This window comes from Streptomyces kanamyceticus, from assembly GCF_008704495.1.
Lineage (GTDB): Bacteria > Actinomycetota > Actinomycetes > Streptomycetales > Streptomycetaceae > Streptomyces > Streptomyces kanamyceticus.
Genome location: NZ_CP023699.1, coordinates 2,318,571 through 2,344,199, shown reverse-complemented (window position 1 = coordinate 2,344,199; position 25,629 = coordinate 2,318,571). Strand labels below are relative to the sequence as shown.

The window sequence follows — 25,629 nt, the reverse complement described above, 5'->3', positions numbered from 1 at the left end:
CCGGTCGTCAGCTGAAGTCCGTGCGCGGCCCCGTGCGCGGTTCGCGGCCCGGGTAGTACGCCAGGACGTCGTACGGATAGGGCAGCGGCCGCGCGCTCACCTTCGTCAGTCGCTCGTGCTGTTCGGCCGTCAACTCCCAGCCGACGGCGCCGAGGTTGTCGCTCAGCTGCTCGACGGACCGCGCCCCGACGATGGGCGCGGTCACCCCCGGCCGCTGGAGCAGCCAGCGCAGCGCCACCTGCGCGGGGGTGTGCCCGGTGTCGTCGGCGATCTCCAGGAGGGCGTCGACCACCTGCCAGGTCTCCTCGGTGTTCCGCCGCTCCCAGGCACCCGAACCCCGCGCCCCCTCGGGCGGGTTGGCCATGCCGCGCCGGAACTTGCCCGAGAGCCAGCCGCCTTGGAGCGGGCTGTACGGAATGACGCCGACGCCCTCGGCCGCGCTCAGCGGCAGCAGCTCCCACTCGATCTCGCGCGCGAGGAGGTTGTACAGCGGCTGCAGACAGGAGTACGGCTCCCAGTCGCGGGCCCGCGCCACGTCGAGGGCCTTCTGCAACTGCGCTCCGGAGATGTTGCTCGCCCCCAAGTAGCGCACCTTGCCCGCCTTCACGAGGGTGTCCAGGGTGGCGAGGGTCTCCTCGATCGGCGTCGTCGCGTCCCACACGTGCGTCTGGTAGAGGTCGATGTAGTCGGTGCCGAGGCGCCGCAGGCTCGCCTCCACCGCCGACACGATGTGCTTGCGGCTCAGGCCGCCCGCGTTGGGGGCGTCGCTCATGGTGGCGAACACCTTGGTGGCGATGACCAGTTCGTCCCTGCGGCGGCCCTTGAGCCAGCGGCCGAGCACCTCCTCCGACACTCCGCGCCCGTACATGTCGGCCGTGTCGATGAAGGTGCCGCCCGCCTCCGTGAACGTGTCCAGCATGCGGTGCGACGTCGCCTCGTCGGCACCGCTGCCGAACATCATCGCGCCGAAACACAGCTCACTGACGCGCAGCCCCGTACGGCCCAGGAAACGCTGCTTCATGACGTGCCCTCCCCTTGGTAGGCCCTCAAGATAGGTGCCGGGCGCGGCGTGCGGGCCCTAGGCGGTGGCCAGGATCACGCACGATTCGGCGGGCAGCCGCACCACCCCGTCCGCGCCGGGAGCGTCGACCGCCTCCCAGGCGGCGAGCACGCGCGCGTGGCGACCGCCAAGGGGCACGGCGACCTCCTCCTTGCCGAGGTTCACGGCGATCCGCAGGTCCCCGCGCCGGAACGCGAACCAGCGGGCGCCCTCGTCGTGGGCGACCCGCACCGACGCCAGATCGGGGTCGGTCAGATCGCCTCGGGTGCGGCGCAGCGCGATCAGTTCGCGGTGCCAGGCGAGCAGGCGCGCGTGGTGTCCCTCGGCGGGCTCGTCCCAGTCGAGGCAGGACCGGTCCCGCGTGCCGTGGTCCTGCGGATCGGGGATGTCCTCCGCGGCCCAGCCGTGCGCCGCGAACTCCCGCCGCCTGCCCTGGCGCACGGCCTCGGCGAGCGCGGGATCGGTGTGGTCGGTGAAGAACTGCCAGGGCGTCGTGGCGCCCCACTCCTCGCCCATGAACAGCATCGGCGTGAAGGGCCCCGTGAGGGTCAGCGCGGCCGCGCAGGCGAGCAGGCCGGGGGAGAGGGCGGCCGCGAGCCTGTCGCCCTGCGCGCGGTTGCCTATCTGGTCGTGCGTCTGCGCGTAGCCGAGGAAGCGGTACGCGGGGGTCCGTGCGCGGTCCACGGGGCGGCCGTGGGCGCGGCCGCGGAACGACGAGTACGTCCCGTCGTGGAAGAAGCCGTGCGTCAGCGTCTTGCCGAGCGCGGCCAGCGGGGCCCGCGCGAAGTCCTCGTAGTAGCCCTGCGCCTCGCCCGTGAGCGCGGTGTGCAGGGCGTGGTGGAAGTCGTCGTTCCACTGCGCGTGGAGCCCGAGGCCGCCGACGGCGCGCGGCGTGACGACCCGCGGATCGCCCAGGTCGGACTCGCCGATCAGGGACAGCGGCCTGCCGAGCTCGTCGGCCAAGGAGTCGACGGCGGCGGAGAGTTCCTCCAGGAAGTGGCACGCGCGCGTGTCGCGCAGCGCGTGCACCGCGTCGAGCCGCAGGCCGTCGATCCGGTAGTCCCGCAGCCAGGCGAGGGCACTGCCGATCAGATACGCGCGCACCTCGTCCGAGCCCGGCGCGTCCAGGTTGACCGCCGCGCCCCAGGGCGTCTGGTGGGTCTCCGTGAAGTACGGGCCGAACGCGGGCAGGTGGTTGCCGGACGGGCCGAGGTGGTTGTGCACGACGTCGAGGACGACGCCGAGCCCCAGCGCGTGCGCAGCGTCGACAAATCGTTTCAGCGCCTCGGGGCCGCCGTAGGGCTCGTGGACCGCCCACAGCGACACCCCTTCGTAGCCCCAGCCGTGGCGGCCGGGGAAGGGGCACAGCGGCATCAGCTCCACGTGCGTGACGCCGAGCTCGGCCAGATGCCCGAGCCGGGCGGCCGCCGCGTCCAGCGTGCCCTCGCGCGTGTACGTCCCCACGTGCAGCTCGTACAGGACCGCGTCGCGGATGCCGCGGCCCGCCCAGGGCGTGCGCCACGCGTGGGCGGTGTGCTCGACGACGGCGCTGAGCCCGTCGGGCCCGTCCGGCTGGCGCCGCGAGCGCGGGTCGGGCAGGACGGGGCCGCCGTCCAGCGAGAAGCCGTAGCGCGTGCCGTCCCGGGCCTCCGCCTCCGCCGTCCACCACCCCGCGCGCTCCCCGTCACGCTCCAACGCGCGCGTGTCGCCCGCGCACTCCAGTGCGACCCGCGTGGCTCCCGGTGCCCACACCTCGAACTTCACCGACGGTTCCCCCTCGTCTGATGTCCGTCACCTCGTGCGTCCCATGGTGCGTCAGGAGCGGCGGGCCTGTCGGGAGAAGCGGACGATCAGCCGGGGCCTTCGCGCAATCTGGACACCCGGGCCGGGCTTGGCGGACAATCGCCAGGTGACATCCTCCTTCGAGTTCTCCACATACCCCGCGCGCGTGACGGACGCCGAGCGCGACCGGGCGCTGGACGCACTCAAGGAAGGCGCCGCGCTCGGCAGGCTCTCCCACGACACCTTCCTGCGGCGCATGGAGCTGGTGCTCGCCGCCAGCAAGCCGGACGAACTGGCCGTGCTCACCGCCGATCTGCGCACCGAGAGCCGCTGGCAGCGGATGGTGCTCGGCAGCGTCGAAGCGGTCTCCGGGTTCACGATGAAGCTGCGCAGGGCGTGGCAGGCCGAGCGGCTGCCGAAGCTGGTGCTGCCGTCGCCGGACAGCCCCTACCCGCTACGGATCGGCCGCGACCCGGCCAACGGACTCCGGCTCAGCCACGACACCGTCTCCCGCGTCCACGCGGAGCTGCGCAGGCAGGGCGGCATGTGGGTGGTGCGTGACCTCGGCTCGACCAACGGCACGTCGGTGAACGGCCGCAGGGTGATCGGCGCGGCCGTCGTGCAGGACGGCGACATGGTGAGCTTCGGCCGGATGGCCTTCCGCCTCGCCGCGACCTGATCCGCGGGACCTGATCCGAAGGACGCGTCAGTCGCCCGGCACGCGTGCGTGGCGTGCGGCGGCGAGCGTGGTCCTCGACTGGTGCTCCACCTGGTCCTCCAGCGGTACCCAACGGGCTCTGAAGCGTTCGGCGAAGGCATTGCTCCAGAGCGTCACGAGCCGCTCCAGACGGGGCGCCGCGCGGTCGCCCGCGTCTTCCAGGACCCGCAGCAGCATCGCGGCCGCGCGCAGCGGCAGTCGGCGGCCGAAGGCGTCCACGCTCCCGATGTACGCCATGCTCGTGCCCGCGGGCGGCAGCCGCCCCCAGTCGTCGGCGAGCCCCGGGACCAGGGCGAGGGCCCAGCGCGACGCCCGCAGCAGCGGCCCGTCGGCGCCCGCGGGCAGCCGGGGCAGCGCCTCGCCGAGGATCTCCTCGACCAGGCCCGCGTCCCGGCGAAGGCGTCGGGCCAGGACCCGCATCGCCCGCACCGGGGACGGGTGCGCGGCGGCGTCGTCGACCAGGTCGCTCGCCCACATCGGCACCTCGACGATCGCGGTGCGGCCGCCGTACCGGTGGGCGTGGTGCCAGGTGGTGAGCCGGGCGTCCTCCGGCAGGCTCGGATAGGCGGCGTCCACGCCCGGGGCGGGCAGGATGTGTACGCCGGGTCCGGAGGCCGGCCAGCCCGCCGCGTCCGACGCCCCCGCCTCGACCGGAATGTGCAGCTCGGCCGCCGACTTGGCGAACGGCTCGGCGAGCCCCGGGATGTCCTTCGTCAACTGCACCCAGCTGCCGCCCAGATCGGTGCCGTGCAGGGACACCTGCAAGTAGGGGCGCAGCTCGTCGATGACCGAGGTCAGGGCGCGGGTCTCGGGAGGCAGCAGGGCCGGTGGCAGCACGGAGGGCGACCACTCGGGCTGCTCGGGCCCCGCCGGGCGGAAGAAGTTCCGGTGGTAGTCCAGGAGCGTGCGCGGGGCGGGCGTGCGGTGCAGGTGCGCGCCGTCCGGGTCCGCGCAGAGCAGGAAGTGCCAGGAGGTGTCGGCGCGAAGACGCCGGTCGCGCAGAGTCCACTCGGCGAGGTGCAGCAGGGTGGAGCCGCCGGTCGGTTCGTTGGCGTGCGCCCCCGCGACGACGAGGACGGCGCGGGCGGACCGGCCCACGGAGAGCAGGTGCAGCGGCCTGCCCGCGCGCGATGTGCCGACCTGCCGCAGGGTGCCCAGGTCAGGCCGGTGGGCGACCAACTGCCTGGCGGACGAGGTGAGTTCCGGAACACTGGGATAGCGCTGCACCGCCAGTTGACTCACCCCCGTCTGGTCCGCCACTGACGCAATCCGCAGTACGCCACGCCCCGGGTGCGGTGTCAAGGTCACCTGCGCGCCCGTCGCACGCGGGGCGCGCCCGTCACTCGTACGGACGTACGGAACCTGCGCCGAGCGCCCCCCGGTGGTGCTCTTGACACACCCGCGCGGCCCCACGCCGCGCCGACCCCCAGGCGGGAACCTCGCGATGCGCTGCTTCCCCGACCCCCCACCCGAACCGATGGCGGACGGTCGGAGCGTCCCGGCCGCCGCCGCGGTGGCCGTCCGGCGCGGGGCTGCCCCTGCCCCCTTCACCGGTAGCGGACGCCATCCGGGCCCCCAGGGCGCCAACGCCCCCCACGGAGGCCCTCCCCTCCTGGCCAGCCTGATGGCGCCCGGTGTCAGACGTGATCCGTATCCGCTGTACCGCGTGCTGCGCGAGGGATTTCCCCTCGTGCGGGACGACGCCACGGGGGCGTGGCTCGTCAGTCGGTATCGGGACGTGTGCGCCGCGCTCGCGAGGCCGCGGCTCGTCGTGCCGCCGCCGGGGCGGACCCTCGCGCACATGGAGGGGGCCACGCACCTCGCGCACCGCGCGCTCGTCTCGCCCGCGCTGCGCGGCCGCGCCCTCGCGGCGCTCGCCGCGGGCACCTCGCGCAGCGCTTACGTCCTGGCCCGCCGCATCGCCGCACGGCGCGAGGCCGACCTCGTCGCCGAGTTCTGCCGGTGGCTGCCGACCGCCGCGGCCGTCGCCGCGCTCGGCCTGCCCCGCGAAGACGCCGCCCGCGTCCAGGAGTTGTGCCGCGACGGGCTCACCCACCTCGGCGGCGGGCGCCAGCGGGACCTCGATGCCTGTCTGCGGCCCCAGCTGGCGCGCCGCAGGGCCCACCCGGGCGACGACCTGCTCTCCGTCCTGTGCACCGCCGAGATCGACGGACGCCCGCTGTCCGACGAGACCGTGACGGGCGTCGCGGGGACCCTGCTCGGCGGCGGGGGCGAGGCCACGGCGCTCGGGCTCGCCTCGCTCCTCGCCAATCTCCTCGACCATCCGGGGCAGTTGGCCCTCCTCAGGGAGCGCCCCGAGCTGATACCCGGGGCGTGGGCGGAGTCGCTGCGCCGCGACCCGGCCGCCCACGTGGTGCTGCGCCGCGCGGCCCGCCCGGTCACCGTGGCGGGTGTCCCGCTGCCCGCGGGGGCGGTCGTGGCCTGCCTGGTCGGCTCGGCGGGCCGCGACCCCGCACGGTTCGCGGAGCCGGACCGGTACGACATCTTCCGCGCGGACCCCGGCCGCCACGCGTTCGGCGCGGGCCGCCACTCCTGCCCGGGCGCCGAGCTCGCGGGCCTCACCGCCGAGTACGGACTGCGGGCCCTGCTCGACGCGCTGCCTGGCCTGCGCTGGGCGCCGGGGTTCCGGCCGGCGCCCCAGGGGCTCCTGACGCGCGGGCCGCGCACACTCCTCGTACGCCCCGGGTGACCTCGCTACTCCTCGTCGACGTCGACACGCGTGAGGAGCACGACAGGGGATTCGGCGAAGAGCGTCGCCACGCGCGTGTGCCCGTCGAACTCCCGCTCCGGAGCGAGCACATCGACCCACCGGCCCACCGGTAGCGCCAGCTCCGTCTCCCGCCAGCCCCCGGCCTCCGCCAGCCGCAGCGAAAGCCGCGTCACGGCCACCACGACCTCTCCGGAGCGTGCGTACGCCACACAGTGCGCCGCGCCAGGCCCCTCGGCGGTCAGCGGCTCGTACGTCGCGGCGCCCCCGAACAGCTCGGGCCGCCGCACGCGCAGGCGCAGCGCCGCCGCGGTGAGCGCGAGCTTCTCCTCCGAGAGGTCCCAGCGCTCCCGCTGGGCGTCGAGCCGTTCGAGGACGTGCGGCTGGAACCGCGCGGGCCCGCGGTTGTCCGGGTCGACCAGGGCGCGGTACTCGCCCTCGGTGCCCTGGTAGAGGTCGGGCACCCCGGGCATCGTCAGATGCACCAGCGCGGCGCCGAGGACGATCGCCCGCACATGGGGGACCAGTTCACGCGCGAAGGACGCGACGGCGTACAGCGGGGGCCCGCAAGGACCCGCGTCGGCGAACGCGGTCACCGCCTTCTCGTACGCCTCGTCGGGCTCCGTCCAGCTGGTGTGCAGACCCGCCTCGCGCACGTGCTTGAGGAGCGCGTTCTGCAGCCGCATGTCGTACGGGAAGCCGAAGCCGACCGCGGTCTGCCAGGCCGCCCAGGCCAGTTGGGGATCGGGCGCGCACGCCCCGCCCACGCGCGTGGTCTGCTCGGTCAGCTCGACGAGGAGGTCCGCCCACCGCCGTGGGCACTGCGTGAGGACGGCGATGCCCGCGCGCACGTCCGCGCTGCGCTTGGTGTCGTGCGTCGAGAGCACCGTGCCCGAGTAGGGCCAGTCGCGCTGCACGCGCGCGCAGTACGCGTGGAAGGACTCCACGGAGACCGCGGGCCGCTCCGGCGCGCCGCCCACCTCCGCGGCCGAGAGCAGCGGCGCGTGGCGGTAGAACGCGGTGTCCTCGACCGCCTTGGCGCGCAGCGCGGACGCCGTCTGCGCGAACCGCGCGGCGAACTCGGCCACCAAGGCCCCCGGGGCCCCCGAGGCCGTAGAAGGCCCCTCCGCCGTCCCCGCGCGCCCCAGCGCCAAGTCCCTCACGACGTCGACCGCCGCGGCCTCCTCGGGCACGCCGAAGGCCGTCCTGGCCTCATCGGCGGCCCGGGAGGTGAGGACCGTCTCGGGGGCCGCGCCCCCACGGGCGTACGGCCGGTAGACGGGCAGCCGCACGAGCAGCTCCCTGAGGGCGGTGCGCAGCGCCCACGGCGCGTGGTCGCCCAGGGCGGGATCCGCGGCGCAGATCGCGGCGGCCACGCGCGTGAGGCGGTCCACTTCCGCCGCCAGTTCGTACGTGACGACCTTGTACGCGGCGCGGCGCACCGTCGGCGCCCAGTCGCCGCCCCGGTCGGCGGGCGGCGCGGCGAAGCGCCGGTACTGGCCGAGGAGTTCACCGGCGCCCGCCGGATCGGTGAAGACGCCGTCGACGTGGCGCAGCGCGTCGTATCCGGTGGTGCCCGCCACCGGCCAGGCGGCGGGCAGCTGTTCGCCGTCCGCGAGGATCTTCTCGACGACCGTCCAGCGCCCCTCGGTGGCCTCGTGCAGCCTCTGGAGGTACGCCCCGGGGTCCGCGAGCCCGTCGGGATGGTCGATCCGCAGCCCGTCGACGACCCCTTCGCGCAGCAGCCGCAGCACCGTCGCATGGGTCGCGTCGAACACCTCGGGGTCCTCGACGCGCACTCCTATGAGGTCCGAAATGGTGAAGAAGCGCCGGTAGTTGAGCTCCGTGCGGGCAAGGCGCCACCAGGCGAGGCGGTACCACTGCGCCGCCAGGAGCTCCGGCAGCGGCAGCTCTTCGGTGCCCTCGCGGATCGGGAACGCGTGCTCGTGGTAGCGCAGGATCTGCCCGTCGACCCGCAGCCGGGGGAGCTCGTCGCCGATCCTGCCGCCGAGAAACGGCAGCAGGACGCGTCCTCGCTGCGCGTCCCAGTCGATGTCGAACCAGCGCGCGTAGGGCGATTCCGGGCCCTCGCGCAGCACCTCCCACAGCGCGTGGTTGTGGCGCGGCACGGCGGCCATGTGGTTCGGCACGATGTCCACGATCAGCCCGAGCCCGGCGCCCCGCGCGGTGCGCGAGAGGGCCCGAAGGCCCGACTCGCCGCCGAGTTCGTCCCGTACGCGCGCGTGGTCGGTCACGTCGTAGCCGTGCGTGGACCCCGGGACCGCGTCGAGCACCGGCGACAGGTGCAGGTGCGAGACCCCGAGCGAGGCCAGGTAGGGGACGGCCGCCTCGGCGGCGGCGAAGGGGAAGTCGGGCTGCAACTGGAGCCGATACGTGGCGGTGGGTGCGGGCGGCACCGCGGGCCGTGGGCGCTCAGGCGTCATGCGAACGTACGTACCCGCCTGGGCGGCTTTCGTGCCATCGACCCATGCGTGTCTGTCCTACGGCGTCGTTAGCGTCGGACGATGGCTCAGAGCACGCTGGACGCGTATCGCAAGGTGGTCGGGATGACCGGGGCGCTGCTCCCGGTGGTGTCGTTCCTCGGCAGGCTCCCCGTGGCCATGATCCAGTTCGGCAGCGTGCTCCTGGTGACCGAGACCAGCGGATCGCTGGCCACCGGCGGCGTCGTCGCCTGCGCGCTCGCCCTCGGCCAGGTCAGCGCGGGCCCGTTCGTCGGGCGCCTCGCGGACCGGCACGGGCAGCGCACCGTCGTCCTGGTCTGCTCGCTCGGCAACGCCGTGGCCATCGCGGCGTACACCCTGGGCGCCCTGGCGGACCTGCCGACGCCGGGGCTCGTGGCGCTCGGCGTCGTCGCGGGCGCGACGATCCCGGGGATCGGCCCGCTCGCCAGGGCCCGCGTCGTGCCGCTGGTCCGCGCCAAGGGCGGCGACGACAGGGCCGTGGGCACCGTGCTGTCCCTGGAGAGCACGATGGACGAGCTGTCCTTCGTGCTCGGCCCCGCCCTGGTGGGACTCGCGTCGGTGGCGGGACACCCGGCGTACGCCTTCGGGGCGGCCGCGCTTCTTGTCGCCGGCTGCGGGACGGCGTTCGCGCTGCACCCCACGGGGCGTACCGCCAAGGCGGCCGCGGCAGGACCGCCGCGCGCGCGTGGGCCGCGCCTGCCGCTGCCGCTGCCGCGCGAGGTGTACGTCGTGCGGGTCGGCCTCGTCTTCTTGGGGGTGCTGCTCGGCGCCTGCGGGGCGGGGATCACCGCCCTCACGCAGGAGTTGGGGCGGCCGGGCCAGGCCGGGCTCGTCTACGCCGCGATGGGGGTCATGAGCGCCGTCGTGGGGCTCTCGATGGCCGCGCTGCCCGAGCGCTTCGGGCTGCTCGCGCGCTGGCGCGCGGCGACGGCCGCCGCCGTGCTCCTCTCGCTGCCCCTGGTGTGGACGGACAGCCTGGTGGGCCTCTACGTAGTGGTCACTTTCTTCGGCGCGATCTACGCCCCGAACCTCATCACCGGATTCGCGCTCACCGAGCGTGCCGTGCCGCCGCAGCGGCTCGCCGAGGGCATGACGTTCGCGGCGAGCGCCTTCGTCGGCGGCCAGGCGGTCACCCTCGCGGTGGCGGGCAGGATCGCCGAATCCCACGGCGCGGGGGCGGCGTTCGCCCTCGGGAGCGCGGCCGCGGCCGTCGCCTTCGTCATCGCCCTGATCGCCCGCCACGAGCCCCGTGGGGCGCCCGCCAGGATGCCCCATGAAGCTGCTGCGGAGCCGCGCGACCCAGCAGCCGTCACGCCGGACGCTGGAGCACCGTCAGGCACCGGTCGGCCAGCGTGATCCGGTCGCCCGCCCGCACCTTCTGGCCCGTGTCGGGCGGCACCCCGTCCTCCAGCGCCGTGTCGACCACGACCTGCCACTGACGGCCGTGGTTGACCGGCACCACGAACTCCAGGGGCTCCGGTGACGCGTTGAACATCAGCAGGAACGAATCGTCGGTGATCCGCTCGTCGCGCGGCCCCGGCTCCGAGATCGCGTTGCCGTTCAGGAACACGCTCAGCGCCCGCGCCTGCGAGGCACTCCAGTCGCCCTCCGTCATCTCGTCGCCCTCCGGCGTGAACCAGGCGATGTCGGAGAGCTCGTCGTGGGTGCCCTGCACGGGCCTGCCGTGGAAGAACCGGCGCCTGCGGAAGACCGGATGGTCGCGCCGGAGCATGGCCATCGCGCGCGTGAAGGCGAGCGGCGAGCTCTCGCCCTCCGGCCAGCGCACCCACGCCACCTCGTTGTCCTGGCAGTAGGCGTTGTTGTTGCCGCCCTGGGTGCGCGCGAACTCGTCGCCGTGGCTGAGCATCGGCACGCCCTGGGAGAGCATCAGCGTGGCGATGAAGTTCCGCATCTGCCGCGCCCGCAGCGCGAGCACGCCGGGATCGTCCGTCTCGCCCTCCGCGCCGCAGTTCCAGGACCGGTTGTGGCTCTCGCCGTCCTGGTTGCCCTCGCCGTTGGCCTCGTTGTGCTTGTCGTTGTACGCGACGAGGTCGTGCAGCGTGAAGCCGTCGTGGCAGGTGGTGAAGTTGATCGAGGCCAACGGGCGCCGCCCGTCGTCCTGGTAGAGGTCGGACGAGCCGGTGAGCCGGGACGCGAACTCCGCGAGCGTGCGCTGCTCGCCCCGCCACAGGTCGCGGACCGTGTCGCGGTACATGCCGTTCCACTCGGTCCACAGCGCGGGGAAGTTGCCCACCTGATAGCCGCCCTCGCCGACGTCCCAGGGCTCGGCGATCAGCTTCACCTGGCTCACCACCGGGTCCTGCTGCACCAGGTCGAAGAAGGACGAGAGCCGGTCCACCTCGTGGAACTGCCGCGCCAGGGTGGCCGCGAGGTCGAAGCGGAACCCGTCGACGTGCATGTCCGTGACCCAGTGCCGCAACGAATCCATGATCATCTGGAGGACGTGCGGCGACCGCATCAGGAGCGAGTTGCCCGTCCCCGTGGTGTCCATGTAGTAGCGGGGATCGTCCGTCAGGCGGTAATACGAGGCGTTGTCCAGGCCCTTGTAGGAGAGCGTGGGGCCCAGGTGGTTGCCCTCGGCCGTGTGGTTGTAGACGACGTCGAGGATCACCTCGATGTCCGCCGCGTGCAGCGCCTTGACGGCCTGCTTGAACTCCAGGACCTGCTCGCCCCTGTCGCCCCAGGAGGCGTACGCGTTGTGCGGGGCGAAGAAGCCGATGGTGTTGTAGCCCCAGTAGTTGTTGAGGCCCATGTCCACCAGGCGGTGGTCGTTCACGAACTGGTGGACCGGCATCAACTCCAGTGCCGTCACGCCCAGTTCGGTGAGGTGCTCGATGATCGCCGGATGCCCGAGCGCGGCGTACGAACCACGCAGCTCGTCCGGCAGGTCCGGATGGAGCATCGTCAGGCCCTTCACGTGGGCCTCGTAGATCACGGTCTGGTGGTACGGAGTGCGCGGCGGCCGGTCGTCGCCCCAGTCGAAGTACGGATTGACCACCACCGACGTCATCATGTGCGGCGCCGAGTCCAGGTCGTTGCGCTCGTCGGGCTCGTCGAAGTGGTAGCCGTACACCTCCTCGCCCCACTCGACGCGCCCGCTCACCGCGCGCGCGTACGGATCGAGCAGCAACTTCGCCGAGTTGCAGCGGTGCCCCTGCTCGGGTGCGTAGGGACCGTGCACGCGGAAGCCGTACCGCTGGCCCGGCATGATGCCGGGGAGGTACGCGTGCCGCACGAAGGCGTCGGACTCGCGCAGCTCGATGGCTGTCTCGGAGCCGTCGTCGTGCAGAAGGCACAGCTCCACGCGCTCTGCGGCCTCGGAGAAGACCGCGAAGTTCGTACCGGCTCCGTCGTATGTGGCACCTAACGGGTACGCCTGCCCAGGCCAGACCTGCATGAAGAAGACTCTTCCACTAACGCCCCCTCCGGTTGGGGCCACTTCGGCCAGAGTGTGCCCGAAAGTGGGGCAACCACCCAGGAGTTGAACCCGTCTAACCGTCTGACCACATACTCGGTATGCCCCGTCTTGGGGCTCGTGGGGGAAAAGGGGAGTAAGTGCGAGAGCTAGTCAGACGCCACCTGGGGAAGGTGGTGGCGGGCTCCGCGGTCGCGGTAGCCGCCACCGCCGTGCTGGTCGGCGTCACACTGCCGGGGTCGGACGGGTCGGGGGACCGTCAGACCAACGCCGCGGCTTCGAAGCAGGACGCGATCGCCAAGGACGGCGTCGTCCAGGCCGCACCCAAGGAGGGCGAGAAGGGCATCGGCAGCGATCCGCTGACCGACGCCGAGATCGAGCGCGCCGAGAAGGCGTCGGTCTCGGGCCAGATGCGCTCCAGCGCCAGGGACGTCGAGGGCGACCGCGGCCCGCAGCTCCTGTCGACGAACCTGAGCGAGCCGGAGCCCTCCGACTCGGGCGCCGCGGTGCCGCGCAGGGCGGAGGTCGTCTACTACGACTACAAGCAGGACGCGGTCATCACCAAGACGGTCAACGTGGAGACCGGCAAGGTGGAGAACGCGAACACCACGCGGAACGTCCAGCCGCCACCCAGCCAGGAAGAGCTCGCCGAGGGCGCCAGGCTGCTGATCGCCGATCCCCTCGGCAAGGGCCTGAAGCAGGACTACAAGCACGCCACCGGCAAGGCTCTGACCGGTCCAGGACAGCTCCAGCTGAGCGGCATGGTCTTCCGCAAGGAGACCGTCGAGCGCGTGCCGTCGAGCCTCACCGAGTGCGGCAAGCACCGGTGCCTCCAGGTCGTCACCAAGGTCAAGAGCGGCCCGTGGATCGACACCAGGGCCCTCGTCGTCGACCTGAGCAGCCGCACCGTGGGACGCCTCGGCTGATCGGGCCGCCCGCGCACGACACCACCCTTCTGCTTCTCCTCTCACGAGGGAGTTCACACCGCAATGCACGTCAACAGACTTTCGCGCGCCCGCAAGAAGGCCACCCTGGCCTTCGCGGTCGCCGCGCTGATCGGCGGTGCGGCCACGGTCGCGTCGCCCGCCTCCGCGACCCCGCAGGCGCCGCCGAGCGCCCCCGCGGCGGCCGCCGACTGCAGTGACGCCTACAAGATCGAGCAGACCGTCGACGGCGGCACGACCTGGCGCATGTGCTGGCACTACAACACGCTCTCCGGTCTGATCCTCGACAAGATCAGCTACCAGCCCAAGGGCGAACCGAAGCCCATACCCGTCCTGACCAGCGCCCGCCTCGCGCAGGTCCACGTGCCCTACGACGACGGCCAGGCCGAGTACGACGACGTCACCGGCACCGACTTCGGCCAGGCCCTGCAGAACCTCAACCCCGGGGAGTGTCCCGGCGGCACCATCAAGACCGTGAAGGTCCCGCAGCGGGGCAACGTGAAGGGCCTGTGCGCCACCACGCGCGCGCGTGGGCACGCGTACCGCCTCAACGACGACGAGAGCACCGGCGGCACCGGCAAGGTCTACACCGGCCAGGGCAAGGACCTGCTCGTCTACACCGTCAACAAGGCCTCCTGGTACGAGTACATCACCGAGTGGCGCTTCTCCTCGGACGGCACCATCACCTCCCAGGTCGGCGCGACCGGCAGCCTCTCGCCGTACGACTACGACGGCGGCGACGACCGCGGCTGGCCCATCGGCAAGGGCGACCAGGCCAAGGCGGAGAGCCACGCGCACAACGTCTTCTGGCGGCTCAACTTCGGCCTGGACGGCTCCCCGAAGGCCAAGGTCGAGCAGTACGACTCCAAGGTCACCCCGCCCACCGGGCAGGGCAGCCCCACCACCAAGACCACCCGCACCAAGGTCACCAAGGAACTCGCGGGTGACCGCAAGGACATGCGCTGGTGGCGCGTGGTCAGCGGGGCGGGCAAGAACAAGGACGGCCACCCGCGCTCGTACGAGATCGTGCCGGGCCCCAGCAACAAGCACGCCGGGCGCCCCTACACCAAGCACGACGTGTACTTCACCGAGTACAAGAAGTGCGAGCAGTACGCGAGCCAGAACCCCGGGTGTGCCAACGGCGTGCCGACCAGCGTCGACAAGTGGGTGAACGGCCAGACCCTCACTCACCCCGTCACCTGGGTCCACATCGGCTTCCACCACATCGCGCGTGACGAGGACCAGCAGCCGATGCCGGTCCACTGGCAGGGCTTCTCGCTGGCCGCACGCGACGTCACCGCTATGAGCCCGCTCACTCCGCAGGACCTGGCGAACCAGAACGGCCAGCCCCCGCTGGGTGGTTGAGAAACCACCCTGCCCATCGGGCTGCACCGCCCGCCGCTCCCGGAGTACCCTTCCTTGATCGTTGACTGGGGGAGTGCTCGGGGGAGCGGAAGGCGGTGCGCGGGTGAGCTCGGGTGGGCGGGAGCTGCCCCCTGGTGACGAGGGTCACGAGGGGAGCTCCGTGGACGTTCCCCCCGGGGCGGTGTCCTTGGCGCGGCCGATGGAGATGGGATCTCAGATCGGACCGGAACTGGACTGGGGCACGGACGCCTGGCGCGAGGTCCGCACCCGCGCCCAGCGGGCCGGACGGGCCTACATCTGGCTGAACCTGGTGGAACAGCGGCTGCGCGCGGTCGTGGCCGCTGTTCTGCGTCCCGTCTACGAACCCGTCCACGCGGACGACTGGGTGGTGGCCGCCGCGGGCCCTGCGGGCCAGGAGTGGGTGCAGCGGGCCGTCGCCGTACGCGAGGTGAGCCGCCGCAAGGGCTATCTGCTCGACCCGGCCGACGACAACGTCCTCAGCTTCCTCACCCTGCCCCAGCTGCGCGAGCTGATGGTGCAGCACTGGCCCTGCTTCGAGCCGTACTTCGACGACCGGCGCGACGTCGAACTGGCCCTGGACGAACTGGAAGTCACCCGCAACGTCGTCTCCCGCAACCGCGCCCTGTCCGAGACGGTCCTCGCCCAGGCCGAGCGCGCGTCGGCCAAGCTCCTGGACATACTCGGCGCGGGCACCGACACGCCCTCCGCGCGGCGCCTGCCCGTCGACGCCGTCGAGGACCTGGTCGGTGACCGCTACGCGGACGTGGTGGCCGTGCACCCGGACCGGGTGCGGCTGCTCCGGCAGTTCCCCGCCGAGGACATCTTCGACGGCGCGCGCCGCCTCGACGCGATCGGCATAGGCCTCAACCTCCTCGTACAGAACTTCTCCGGGCGCCGCCTGGTCAGGCTCGCCGAGTCCGGCTGCCGGGTGCGGCTGCTCTTCCTGAACCCCGCGAGCAGCGCGGTCAAGCGCAGGGAACGTGAACTGGGCTTGAAGAAGGGCGAGTTGAGCCGTTCCGTCGAGATGAACATCCTGCATTCGCGCCGGGTGCGGGCCCGGCTGCGCGATCCCGGCGCCTTCGAGATCCAGGTCTTCGACGAGACGCCGCGGTTCACGGCGTATCTGGTCGACGGCGACGGCGCGGACGGCATCGCCGTCGTCCAGTCGTACCTGCGCAGGACCCGCGGGATGGAGGCGCCGGTGCTCGTGCTGCGCGGCGGCGGCCGGGTGGTGAAGCCGGGCGATCCCGGCGAGGGGGGGCTCTTCACGACCTACCGTGAGGAGTTCGAGCTGGCCTGGGCGGACTCGCGGCCAGTGTCGTGAGCGCGGCGGTGGCCGCCGTGACGGGCGAAGCGGAACGCGGCCCTCGGATTGTCAGTGGCGCATGGGATCGTGGTGGTCACTGGGGGAAAGCACCACGAAGAAGGGGGCGGCCATGGGCTGGCACCGGGAGCTGCTGATCGGTTTCGACCTGGAGACGACAGGGACGGATCCGGGCGAGGCGCGCATCGTCACGGGCGCGGTGATCGAGGTCAAGGCGGGCGAGACGCTGGGCCGCCGCGAGTGGCTGGCGGATCCGGGGGTCCCGATCCCGGCGGAGGCCGTCGCGGTGCACGGCATCACGGACGAGCGCGCGGCGGCCGAGGGCCGGCCCGCCGCAGAGGTGGCGGACGCCCTCGCGGACGTCCTCACCACGTACTGGCAATCGGGCGTGCCGGTCGTCGCGTACAACGCGGTCTTCGACCTGAGCCTGCTCTCCGCGGAGCTGCGGCGGCACGGCCTGCCGTCCCTGCGCGAGCGGCTCGGTGGCGTCGACCCCGGGCCTGTCATCGATCCGTACACGATCGACCGCTCCGTGGACCGCTACCGCAGGGGCAAGCGGAACCTGGCGGCGGTCTGTGCGGAGTACGGGGTGGTCCTCGAATCCGCCCACAACGCCTCGGCGGACGCCCAGGCGGCGGCGCGCCTCGCCTGCGCGATAGCCGAGCGGCACGGGAAGGTCGCCGCGCTCGGTCCCGCGGAGCTCCATCGGCGCCAGGTCGCGTGGTACGCGGAGTGGGCGGCGGACTTCCAGAACTTCCTCCGGAAGAAGGGGGACGCTGACGCGGTCGTGGACGGGGTGTGGCCTCTCCGAGAGGGCTGAAACGCTCCGCGGTGCCGGTTCATTTGCCTGCGGGCCGCAGGGGGCTGGGGGCTTCCGCGGGACAGTTACCCCCCTGCAGGCGCGTCGTGGCTGGTCGCGCAGTTCCCCGCGCCCCTTACGAGGCCGCAAGTGTCAGGGCCCCGCGCCCCTTACGGGGCCGCCGCCCCCGCTGTGGGCAGGCGTTCCGCCCGGCGGAACGGGTGGGCACAGCCCCCGGTGCCGAGTGCCAGTACGGAGGGCTCTCAGAACGGGTACCAGCGGACCTCGGCGTCCCCGTCACGGAGTGACGTCACCCGGCGGCGGAACTCGGCAAGCGCCTTCGGGCTGGACGGCGCGTGTTGCGCGACCCACGCGCAGCTGGCCGTCTCCCGAGCCCCGCGCAACACGGAACACCCGTCCCACTCCCGCACATCCCACCCATACGTGGACACGAACCCGTCATACGCCCCCGGCGAGAGCCCGTAGCGGTCGCGGGAGAGTGCCATGACGACCAGGTCGTGCTCCCGCAGATCCGAGGAGAACGTCTCCAGGTCCACCAGGACGGGCCCGTCGGGACCGACCAGGACGTTGCGCGGCAGCGCGTCCCCGTGGATGGGACCCGGCGCGAGCCGGGGAGTCAACGCGGCGGCCGCCGCCGCGAACCCGTCCCTGCGCTCCCGCAGATAGTCCGCGTCGCCCGGATCGATCGCGTCACCCGCGAGCCGCAGCCAGCGCTCGACACCGCCGAGCAGTTCGCGACGCGGCAGTTCGAAGGAGGGAGAGGGGGATTCCAGTGCGTGTACGCGACGGATCAGGGAAGCGAGATCGCGCGGCTCGGCGGGCCGCACCGCCTCCGGAAGCCGGTGCCAGAGCGTCACCGGATGCCCGTCCACCAGCAGCGGGGCGGACTCGGCGGCACGCACCGCAGGGACACCGGCCCGCTCGAGCCACGTGGCGACGGACAGCTCGCGCCGCGCCCGGTCGAGGAGTTCGGGGGCGGCGCGGCCGACCTTGACGACCAGCTCGTCGATGGCGAACACCGCGTTCTCGCCGAGGGCGAGCAACTTCGCCCCGGCCACGGGGCCGGGGAGCCCCGCCGCGTCCAGCACGTCCCGCGCCCGCGCCTCGTCCATTGACCCGCCTCCCGCACCCGTTGCCCCGCCAGTTGTCCCGTTCGCCCGACAGTCTCGCATTCGCACAGGCCAACAGGTGTCTGCGGGCCGCGCAGCTGCTTGACGTATCAAGATCACATCAGCACGATGACGGGGGCCGCCAGGGCGGCCAGACCCGTGCGAGCCGCCCGAAGGAGCCGATTCCGTGACATTGGCGACCGCGACGAAGCGGTCAGCGAGAGGCGTGCCGGGGCGCGGACCCACGGACCACGGCGCGTGGTTCCTCGTGCTGCCCGCGCTGATCCCGATCCTCGTCCTGAGCGTGGGCCCGCTGCTCTACGGCATCGCGCTGGCCTTCACCGACTCCCAGTCGGGCCGCACCGAGCCCACCCAGTGGGTCGGCGCGCTCAACTTCCAGGACCTGCTGCACGACACGCTGTTCTGGGACTCGTTCCGGATCGGCCTGCTCTGGGCGTTCGGCGTCACCGTGCCGCAGTTCTTCCTCGCGCTCGGCCTCGCCCTCCTGCTCAACCAGCCGCTGCGGATGCGCTGGCTGGCCAGGGCGCTCGCGATCATCCCCTGGGCGATGCCCGAGGTGGTCGTCGGCATCATGTGGCGGCTCGTCTACCACCCGGACGCGGGCGTGCTCAACGAGACGCTCTCCAACCTCGGCCTGGGGGAGGGAAAGGACTGGCTGACGGGGACGGCCACCGCGCTCTTCGCCGTGATCGTCGTCGGCATCTGGGCCGGTATGCCGCAGACCACCGTGGCGCTGCTCGCCGGGCTGCAGAACACCCCGCGCGAGCTGCACGAGGCCGCCGCGATGGACGGCGCGGGCGCCTGGCGCCGCTTCACCACCGTCACCTGGCCCGCGATCAAGCCGATCGCCCTCGCCATCACGGCGCTCAACTTCATCTGGAACTTCAATTCCTTCGCCCTGGTCTACGTCCTGACCCAGGGCGGCCCCGGCGGCCGCACCCGCCTGCCGATGCTCTTCGCCTACGAAGAGGCCTTCCGCTACGGCCAGTTCGGCTATGCCGCAGCCATGGGCTGTGTGATGGTCGCGGTGATCTCCGTGATCCTCGCCTTCTACCTCGTCGGCCGCCTGAAGGGAGCCGACGAGTCATGATGCGTACGAAGAAGTCGACGCGCGCCGCGCAGTACCTGGCCCTCGCCGCCTATCTCGTCTTCCTCGCCTTCCCGTTCCTCTGGCTGATCTCCACGGCCTTCAAGCCCGCGCGGGAACTGGGCAGCCTGCACCCCACCTGGATCCCCAAGGACCCCACCCTCGACAACTTCCGGCAGGCCTTCGACGAGCAGCCGCTCCTGAGGGCCGCGGGCAACTCCCTGATCGCGGCGCTCAGCGCGGCCCTGATCGCGGTCGTCATCGCGACCCCCATGGCGTACGTCATGGCCAGGCACCGCAACCGCGTGTCGAAGGCGGCGACGGGCTGGGTGGTGATCAGCCAGGCGTTCCCGTTCGTCCTGATCATCATCCCGCTCTTCCTGATCCTGAAGAACCTGCACCTGATCAACTCGCTGCTCGGGCTGATCATGGTGTACGTGGTGTGGTCGCTGCCCTTCGCGCTGTGGATGCTCGTCGGGTACGTCCGCGCCGTGCCCACGGAGCTGGAGGAGGCGGCGGCGGTGGACGGCGCGGGCCGGGTGCGGACGTTCGTCTCGGTCGTCGCGCCGCTGCTCGCCCCCGGCATCGTCGCCACGGCGATGTTCGCCTTCATCACCGCATGGAACGAGTTCTTCTTCGCGCTCGTCCTGCTCAAGACCCCGGAGAAGCAGACCTTGCCGGTCATCCTCAACCGCTTCATCGGCAGCGAGGGCGTCGCGGACCTCGGGCCGCTCGCCGCCGCGGCGTTCCTCGCGACCATCCCCTCCCTGGTCATCTTCGCGATCATCCAGAAGCGGATCACGGGCGGCATGCTGGCGGGGGCGGTGAAGGCCTGATGCGTACGACACCACGCGCGCTGGCGGCCGCCGCCGCGGCCTTCGCGCTGCTGCTCACCGGCTGCGGCGACTCCGGCGACGACGACGGGAAGATCACCCTCCAGTTCCAGTCCCTGGCCTGGCAGAAGGAGTCCGTCGACGCCAACAAGGCGCTCGTCAAGGAGTGGAACGCCACCCACCCGGACGTCAAGGTCAACTACGTGCAGGGCAGTTGGGACAGCGTCCACGACCAGCTGCTCACCTCCTTCGAGGGCGGCGAGGCGCCGGACATCATCCATGACGCCTCCGACGACCTCGCCGACTTCGCGTACGGCGGATATCTCGCGGACATCGGCGACCTCCTGCCCGAGCGCCTCAAGTCCGACATCCCCCAGCGCAGTTGGGAGACGGCGACCTTCGGGGGGAAGGTCTACGGGGTGCCGTTCCTCCAGGAGCCGCGCGTCCTGATCGCCAACGCCAAGTGGCTCAAGAAGTCGGGCGTACGGATCCCCACGCCCGAGAAGCCGTGGAGCTGGGCGGAGTTCCGGTCGGTCACCAAGGAGCTCGGCGACGGGAAGGACGGGAAGTACGGCGTCGCCTGGCCGCTCAAGGAGCCGGTCTCCGCGACGCTCAACCTCTCGCTCTCGACCGGCGGCAAGATGTTCCACCGGGGCGCGGACGGCAAGGTCGACGTCCGCTTCGACGCGGCCGACGCGATCATGCCGCGCACCGTGCACGACCAGGTCAACATCGACAAGAGCGCGTCGGGCGCGACCCTCGGCATGGGCGGCTCCGACACGCTGCCCGGCTTCTTCGGCGGGAAGTACGCGATGGTCCCGCTCGGTTTCTCCTACCGCCAGCAGATCGTCCAGCAGGCGCCCAAGGGCTTCGAGTGGCAGGTCCTGCCCGCACCGGCCGGGTCGGAGGGGCTCGCGCAGGGAGTCAGCCCGCAGACCCTGTCCGTCTCCGAGGACAGCCCGCACAAGAAGGAGGCGGCCGAGTTCATCGACTTCTTCCTCCAGCCCGACAACATGGTGAAGCTGGCGCGCGGCGACTGGATGCTGCCCACTGGCGCGGAGGCCCTGAAGGATCCCGCGCTGCGGACGGAGAAGGACGACTGGGCCGCGGGTACGGCTCTTGCCACAGATCTGCGTCCGGCTCCCGCGCAGTCCGTGCGGGGGTATCCGGAGTGGAAGGACAAGGTTGCCACCCCGGCGCTCCAGGAGTACTACAGCGGGGCGATCGGGCTTGGTGAGTTGAGGAAACGGTTGGTTGAGGACGGGAATCTGGTGCTTGCCAGGTATCAGCGGTGAGCGCTCCGCCGGGGTGGGTGGTTCGTCCGCTGCGGGTGCGCTGTGGCTTGTCGCGCAGTTCCCCGCGCCCCCAAAGGGGCGCTACCGCTGGCCCGCCCTGACCAGCCCCGACTCGTACGCCGCGATGACCGCCTGCGCCCGGTCGCGGACGCCCAGTTTGGCGAAGAGGCCGGACGCGTGGTTCTTCACGGTCTGGACGCCGATCTCCATCCGCTGCGCGATCTCCGCGTTGTCGAGGCCCACCGCGATCAGGCGGAGCACCTCCACCTCGCGCGGGGTGAGTCCGGTCAGGGTCGCGGTCGGCGGCTGGGAGGCCGGGGCCGGGGTCACGAAGGTGGCGAGCAGCCGGGTGAGGAGCCGGGGCGCGACGACGGCCTCGCCGCGGTGGACGGTGCGCAGCGCCGCCACCAGTTCCTCGGGCGAGACGTCCTTGGGCAGGAACCCCGACGCGCCCGCCCGCAGGGCACCGACCACGTGCTCGTCCATGTCGAAGGTGCTGAGCGCGAGGACCCGGCACCCGGGCAGCTCGGCGGCGAGCCGTTCGGTGGCCCTGACCCCGTCGAGCACGGGCATGCGGATGTCCATCAGGACGACGTCGGGGCGCAGTTCGAGGGCCGCAGCGACGGCCTGCGCGCCGTCGCCGACCTCGCCGACGACCTTGATGGCGGGGTCGGAGAGCAGGATCAGCGACAGGCCGCGGCGCACCAGCGGCTGGTCGTCCGCGATGAGCACGGTGATGTCGCCGGAATCGGAACCGGAACCGGATGTGTCCTCGGGCCCGGACACGGACGCGGACGCGGACGTGGACTCGGGCCCGGACGGGGAATCGGTGGGGGACGTCATCGGACCCCGCCCTTCTCGTAGGTGTCGGTGGACAGCGGCAGGCTCGCGGTCACCGCGAATCCGCCCTCCTCGCGGCTGTGGGCCTCCAGCGAGCCGTCGTGCAGGGCGACGCGTTCCCGCATGCCGAGGAGACCGTATCCACCGCTCACGTGGCCCCCGCCGTGGGCCCTGCCTCCGCCGGTGCCGTCGTCGGCCACTTCGACGGTGACGCGGTCCGGCAGATACGCGATCCGCACGGTGGCACGAGCGGGCCCCGCGTGCTTGCGGGAGTTGGTCAGCGCCTCCTGGACGATCCGGTAGAGGGTGAGGCCGACCGTCATCGGCAGTGCCACGGGCCGCCCGGTGACGTGGAGTTCGACGGGCAGCCCCGCGGCGACCGATTCGGCGACGAGCCGTTCGATGTCGTCCACCCCCGGCTGGGGCGCCGACGGCGTCTCGTCCAGGGTGTCGGTGCTGCGCAGGACACCGAGGAGCTGCCGCATCTCGTGCAGCGCGGTGCGGCCCGACTCCTCCAGGGTGACGAGCGCCTCGCGGGCCGTGTCGGGGTCGCGGTCCAGGGTCGAGCGGGCGCCGCCGGACATCAGGTACATGGTGGTGATGTGGTGGGCCACGATGTCGTGCAGCTCCCGCGCGATGCGGCGCCGCTCCTCGGTGACCGCGCGGTCGGCGAGCAGGTTCCTGTTGATGTCCAGCTGCTGCTTCCACTGCCGTACGCCCAGGCCCACGGCGACGATGGCGGCGGTGATGACCACGTCGATGGCGGCCGTCATCGCGAACGACTCGACGCCCTTCGCGTCCCGCACCAGCTGCACGAGCACACAGGCCACGGCGCCGAGCGCCACGGCGCGCGGGCCGCAGTACCTGGCCAGGGTGTAGAGCGCGATGCTGGTGGCGGCGCCGTAGCTGTGCGTCATGGGCGTGCCCAGGTCGGCGCCCACCCCGAGGTTGACGGCCAGCTGCAGGGCGAGGACCGCGCCGAGCACCGGGGCGGGGCGCAGCCGCCGCACGATCAGCGGGAGCGCGAACGAGGAGACCAGGACGACGCCGAACACGGTCACGCGGGACGCCGTGTCCGCGGGGCCCGTGGAGATGGTCGGACCCGCCGGGCCCGGGAAGAGGTAGGCGAGGACCTCGATGCCCGCCGCGGCGACGGCGAGCACCACGTCTCCCCGCGTGGGCCGTGTTCTGCCCTCGGGCGGAACCGGAGGGAAATAGTCGCGGCCCATCCGGGCGCCTCCTAGCCGGGCCCGGTCCTTCGGGCCCGTTGTGTCCTGTTCTTTCCGCACCATTACATCCCGGCCCGCGCGGTCGCGGATCGGCACGGGGGCGGGCCTTCGACCCAGTACTCCGGTACTGCCGGGGACGCGGTACCGGACCGGGGTCCCGGGCCCTTCCCCTTCCGGCGGCCGACGTTTGTGACGGGTGGCGCGTGATGACCTATGAGGAGCCTCAAGAACTCGGCAGGGAAAAGGGAACCATGATCCATAAACTGACCTCATTCTCCACCCGGCATCGATGGATGATGGTCGTGGTCTGGACCCTGCTCGCCGCGGCTCTGAGTTTCGTCGCCAAGGTCATGGCGTACGACGTCACCGATTCCCAGTCCGGCGATTTCCTGCCCAAAAAGTACGACTCGGCCGTGGCGCTGCGCATCGCCGAGGAGAAGTTCGGCACCAAGCCCGACCCCAACGCCCTGACCGTGCTCGTCGCCAAGGACGACGGCGGCAGGCTCACGGCGGGCGACCAGCGGCGGATCGCCGACACCGCGCACGTCCTCGGCCGGGAGCGGCTCACCGCGCCGAAGCCCGAACCGCTGATGAAGGACCATTCCCAGACCCCGCGCGTCGCACCCGGGGCCGTGGCGCCCGACAAGAGTTTCCAGCTCTTGACGGTGTCGCTCGACGGAAATCCCATGGACCCCGCGGTGCAGGACGTCTACAAGGAATTCCGCGACTCGGCGCGGAAGGAATTCGCGGAATCCGACATGCGCGTCGGATTCACCGGAGGCATCGCCTCCACCGCCGACAACACGGACGCGGAGGAGACGACGGGCAAAGTCGTCGGCGCCTTGACGATGGGCCTCATCGTCCTCCTCAACGTGCTCGTGTTCCGCAGTCTGGCGGCCGCGCTCATACCGCTGATCGCGGTGGCGCTGATCGGCGGCGTCGCATCGGGCGCGGTGGTCGGCGCGGCCAAGCTCTTCGGCATCGACCTCGACCCGTCCACTCCCTCGCTCATCAGTGTCGTGCTCCTCGGAATCGGCATCGACTACTTCCTCTTCCTGATGTTCCGATTCCGTGAGCACTTGCGGAACCACCCCGAGCACGACGCCCGGACGGCCGCCGTCGCGACGACGCGGCGGGTGGGCAGCGCGATCACGTCCGCGGCCCTGACGATCGTGGCGGCCTTCGCGACCCTCGGTTTCGCGAGCTTCGGACAGTTCAGGGTCCTCGGCCCCGCGATCGCCATCTCCGTACTCGTGATGCTCCTCGCCAGCCTCACGCTGATGCCCGCGCTGCTGGCCGTGCTCGGCCGCGGCATGTTCTGGCCCGCCCGCGCCTGGAAGAAGGAGCGCACGGACGGGGCCGCCGCCCGCCTGGGACGCGCGGTGAGCGCCCGCCCCGTGCGGTACGCCCTCGGGAGCCTGGTGCTGCTCGGCGCGCTCGGCGCGGGCGCGGTCGGCATCAAGATGAGTTACGACCAGCAGGGCCTGCCCGAGACCGCCGCGACCAGGACCGCCGAGCAGATCTCCCGCAGCCTGCCCGCCGGAGTCTCCGACCCGCACAGCGTGTACGTCCAGAGCACCGACGGCGCCGACATCAAGGCGAGTTCGCTCACCGGCATGACCCGGGCCCTCGGCAAGGCGGAGGGCGTCGGCGAGGTGGGCGAGCCGGTGCTCAGCAAGGACCGCACGGCCGCCAGGATCGATCTGTTCCTGAGCGTCAAGTCCGATACGCAGCAGGCGCGCGACCTGGTCTCGGGCCCCATCAGGGACACCGCGTCGCACACCGCGCCCAAGGGCACCGAGGCGCACGTCACGGGCACGGCCGCCGTCTTCGCCGACATCTCCACGGCGGTGGAGAAGGACCTGCGCCTGGTGTTCCCCGTCGCGGCCCTGCTGATCGCCGTGATCCTCTTCCTGCTGCTCCGCTCCCTGCTCGCCCCCCTCGTGCTGATGCTCGCCGTCGGGCTCGGCTTCGTCGCCACCCTCGGCGCGAGCGCGCTGGTCTTCCAGCACGCCCTGGACCGTCCCGGCGTCTCCTTCACCCTGCCGCTGGTCCTCTTCCTCTTCGTCGTCGCCCTCGGCACCGACTACAACATCCTGATCACCGACCGGATCAGGGAGGAGATGGCGAAGCCGGTCGGCGCGCGGCACGCGGTGGCCGAGGCGGTACGGCACACCGCGCCCGCCATCGCCACGGCAGGCGTCGTGCTCGCCGGTTCCTTCGCCAGCCTGGCCGCGAGCCCCGCCACCCTCGAACTCGGCTTCGCCACCGGCCTGGGCATCATCCTCTCCTCGCTCGTGCTCTCCCTCGTCCTGGTGCCCGCGCTCGCCGCGATCCTCGGCCGGGGCCTGTGGTGGCCGCGCAGGTCGGGCCGGACGGGGGAGCACCGCCACACTTCGACGGCGCCGCCCGCGCCCGCGCACCACCAGCCGTACGCGACCGCCGCCGAGCACTACCAGCCGTACGCGACCACGCCCGAGCACCGGTCCGACCACCACGCGGCCCGGTGAGAACGACACACATGAAGACACACA

The 25,629-nt window shown here is 72.1% G+C and carries 19 protein-coding genes; 11 read left to right on the top strand and 8 right to left on the bottom strand.

Features of this window, described 5'->3' with window-relative positions:
* Positions 1-7 precede the first annotated feature (7 nt).
* On the bottom strand, positions 8-1,021 hold the full coding sequence (locus CP970_RS09385) for an aldo/keto reductase (RefSeq protein WP_055552888.1): 1,014 nt from the start codon (positions 1,019-1,021) through the stop codon (positions 8-10).
* Between the two features lie 57 nt (positions 1,022-1,078).
* Positions 1,079-2,824, bottom strand: coding sequence for a malto-oligosyltrehalose trehalohydrolase (treZ, locus tag CP970_RS09380; protein ID WP_055552890.1), 1,746 nt, complete (start codon positions 2,822-2,824; stop codon positions 1,079-1,081).
* A gap of 145 nt (positions 2,825-2,969) precedes the next feature.
* Here treZ and CP970_RS09375 point away from each other — a divergent pair, with 145 nt between their 5' ends.
* On the top strand, positions 2,970-3,521 hold the full coding sequence (locus CP970_RS09375) for a DUF1707 and FHA domain-containing protein (protein WP_055552892.1): 552 nt from the start codon (positions 2,970-2,972) through the stop codon (positions 3,519-3,521).
* Positions 3,522-3,548: 27 nt separating this feature from the next.
* Here CP970_RS09375 and CP970_RS09370 read toward each other — a convergent pair whose 3' ends face one another.
* Positions 3,549-4,820, bottom strand: a complete 1,272-nt coding sequence (locus CP970_RS09370; RefSeq protein ID WP_398654838.1) for a M14 family zinc carboxypeptidase — start codon at positions 4,818-4,820, stop codon at positions 3,549-3,551.
* A gap of 430 nt (positions 4,821-5,250) precedes the next feature.
* Here CP970_RS09370 and CP970_RS09365 point away from each other — a divergent pair, with 430 nt between their 5' ends.
* Positions 5,251-6,270: a cytochrome P450 gene (locus CP970_RS09365; protein ID WP_224058336.1), complete on the top strand. Its 1,020-nt coding sequence runs from the start codon at positions 5,251-5,253 to the stop codon at positions 6,268-6,270.
* A 5-nt stretch (positions 6,271-6,275) separates the two neighbouring features.
* Here the strand turns inward: CP970_RS09365 and treY are convergent, their stop codons facing one another.
* The gene (gene treY / locus CP970_RS09360) at positions 6,276-8,732 is read right to left on the bottom strand and encodes a malto-oligosyltrehalose synthase (protein WP_055552894.1); all 2,457 of its coding nucleotides are present in this window, start codon (positions 8,730-8,732) and stop codon (positions 6,276-6,278) included.
* A gap of 81 nt (positions 8,733-8,813) precedes the next feature.
* Here treY and CP970_RS09355 point away from each other — a divergent pair, with 81 nt between their 5' ends.
* On the top strand, positions 8,814-10,127 hold the full coding sequence (locus tag CP970_RS09355) for an MFS transporter (RefSeq protein ID WP_055552897.1): 1,314 nt from the start codon (positions 8,814-8,816) through the stop codon (positions 10,125-10,127).
* Here the strand turns inward: CP970_RS09355 and glgX are convergent.
* A complete protein-coding gene (glgX, locus tag CP970_RS09350) occupies positions 10,081-12,189 on the bottom strand; it encodes a glycogen debranching protein GlgX (RefSeq protein WP_055552899.1) in 2,109 nt (702 codons plus the stop codon). The two genes, CP970_RS09355 and glgX, sit on opposite strands and share 47 nt — an antisense overlap.
* Before the next feature lie 158 nt (positions 12,190-12,347).
* On the opposite strand from glgX, the gene CP970_RS09345 reads away from it, so the two are divergent.
* The 4 genes from CP970_RS09345 to CP970_RS09330 all read left to right on the top strand — a co-directional run bounded on the left by CP970_RS09345 (position 12,348) and on the right by CP970_RS09330 (position 16,681).
* The gene (locus CP970_RS09345; RefSeq protein ID WP_055552901.1) at positions 12,348-13,133 is read left to right on the top strand and encodes a hypothetical protein; all 786 of its coding nucleotides are present in this window, start codon (positions 12,348-12,350) and stop codon (positions 13,131-13,133) included.
* Between the two features lie 63 nt (positions 13,134-13,196).
* Positions 13,197-14,516 (top strand): copper amine oxidase, encoded by a 1,320-nt coding sequence (locus CP970_RS09340; protein WP_055552903.1) that lies wholly within the window; start codon positions 13,197-13,199, stop codon positions 14,514-14,516.
* 103 nt (positions 14,517-14,619) lie between these two features.
* Positions 14,620-15,861 carry an SAV2148 family HEPN domain-containing protein gene (locus CP970_RS09335; RefSeq protein WP_055552905.1) on the top strand — a complete coding sequence of 414 codons (1,242 nt, stop codon included), beginning with the start codon at positions 14,620-14,622 and terminating at the stop codon, positions 15,859-15,861.
* A gap of 112 nt (positions 15,862-15,973) precedes the next feature.
* A complete protein-coding gene (locus tag CP970_RS09330) occupies positions 15,974-16,681 on the top strand; it encodes a 3'-5' exonuclease (protein WP_055552908.1) in 708 nt (235 codons plus the stop codon).
* A gap of 242 nt (positions 16,682-16,923) precedes the next feature.
* Here CP970_RS09330 and CP970_RS09325 read toward each other — a convergent pair whose 3' ends face one another.
* Positions 16,924-17,793 carry a phosphotransferase enzyme family protein gene (locus CP970_RS09325; RefSeq protein ID WP_055552910.1) on the bottom strand — a complete coding sequence of 290 codons (870 nt, stop codon included), beginning with the start codon at positions 17,791-17,793 and terminating at the stop codon, positions 16,924-16,926.
* 184 nt (positions 17,794-17,977) lie between these two features.
* On the opposite strand from CP970_RS09325, the gene CP970_RS09320 reads away from it, so the two are divergent.
* Genes CP970_RS09320 through CP970_RS09310 form a run of 3 tightly spaced genes read left to right on the top strand, consistent with a single transcriptional unit; the run spans position 17,978 to position 21,026 of the window.
* On the top strand, positions 17,978-18,901 hold the full coding sequence (locus CP970_RS09320) for a carbohydrate ABC transporter permease (RefSeq protein WP_055552912.1): 924 nt from the start codon (positions 17,978-17,980) through the stop codon (positions 18,899-18,901).
* Positions 18,898-19,734 carry a carbohydrate ABC transporter permease gene (locus CP970_RS09315; protein ID WP_398654834.1) on the top strand — a complete coding sequence of 279 codons (837 nt, stop codon included), beginning with the start codon at positions 18,898-18,900 and terminating at the stop codon, positions 19,732-19,734. Before CP970_RS09320 ends, CP970_RS09315 begins: the two co-directional genes overlap by 4 nt.
* A complete protein-coding gene (locus tag CP970_RS09310) occupies positions 19,734-21,026 on the top strand; it encodes an ABC transporter substrate-binding protein (RefSeq protein ID WP_055552913.1) in 1,293 nt (430 codons plus the stop codon). Before CP970_RS09315 ends, CP970_RS09310 begins: the two co-directional genes overlap by 1 nt.
* Positions 21,027-21,107: 81 nt before the next feature.
* Here the strand turns inward: CP970_RS09310 and CP970_RS09305 are convergent, their stop codons facing one another.
* A complete protein-coding gene (locus CP970_RS09305) occupies positions 21,108-21,869 on the bottom strand; it encodes a response regulator (protein WP_055552915.1) in 762 nt (253 codons plus the stop codon).
* Entirely contained in the window at positions 21,866-23,095 is a 1,230-nt protein-coding gene (locus CP970_RS09300; RefSeq protein WP_063806193.1) for a sensor histidine kinase, read from the bottom strand. Before CP970_RS09300 ends, CP970_RS09305 begins: the two co-directional genes overlap by 4 nt.
* A gap of 251 nt (positions 23,096-23,346) precedes the next feature.
* Between CP970_RS09300 and CP970_RS09295 the strand changes: the two genes are divergently transcribed.
* Entirely contained in the window at positions 23,347-25,605 is a 2,259-nt protein-coding gene (locus CP970_RS09295) for an MMPL family transporter (protein ID WP_055552918.1), read from the top strand.
* The last annotated feature ends 24 nt before the right edge of the window (positions 25,606-25,629 follow it).

Excerpts from the sequence above, each read along its gene's own strand:
- CP970_RS09385 (WP_055552888.1), bottom strand. The coding sequence starts at position 1,021 with ATGAAGCAGCGTTTCCTGGGCCGTACGGGGCTGCGCGTCAGTGAGCTG.
- treY (WP_055552894.1), bottom strand. The coding sequence starts at position 8,732 with ATGACGCCTGAGCGCCCACGGCCCGCGGTGCCGCCCGCACCCACCGCC.
- CP970_RS09355 (WP_055552897.1), top strand. The coding sequence starts at position 8,814 with ATGGCTCAGAGCACGCTGGACGCGTATCGCAAGGTGGTCGGGATGACC.
- glgX (WP_055552899.1), bottom strand. The coding sequence starts at position 12,189 with ATGCAGGTCTGGCCTGGGCAGGCGTACCCGTTAGGTGCCACATACGAC.
- CP970_RS09340 (WP_055552903.1), top strand. The coding sequence starts at position 13,197 with ATGCACGTCAACAGACTTTCGCGCGCCCGCAAGAAGGCCACCCTGGCC.
- CP970_RS09330 (WP_055552908.1), top strand. The coding sequence starts at position 15,974 with ATGGGCTGGCACCGGGAGCTGCTGATCGGTTTCGACCTGGAGACGACA.
- CP970_RS09325 (WP_055552910.1), bottom strand. The coding sequence starts at position 17,793 with ATGGACGAGGCGCGGGCGCGGGACGTGCTGGACGCGGCGGGGCTCCCC.
- CP970_RS09315 (WP_398654834.1), top strand. The coding sequence starts at position 18,898 with ATGATGCGTACGAAGAAGTCGACGCGCGCCGCGCAGTACCTGGCCCTC.
- CP970_RS09310 (WP_055552913.1), top strand. The coding sequence starts at position 19,734 with ATGCGTACGACACCACGCGCGCTGGCGGCCGCCGCCGCGGCCTTCGCG.
- CP970_RS09305 (WP_055552915.1), bottom strand. The coding sequence starts at position 21,869 with ATGACGTCCCCCACCGATTCCCCGTCCGGGCCCGAGTCCACGTCCGCG.
- CP970_RS09300 (WP_063806193.1), bottom strand. The coding sequence starts at position 23,095 with ATGGGCCGCGACTATTTCCCTCCGGTTCCGCCCGAGGGCAGAACACGG.
- CP970_RS09295 (WP_055552918.1), top strand. The coding sequence starts at position 23,347 with ATGATCCATAAACTGACCTCATTCTCCACCCGGCATCGATGGATGATG.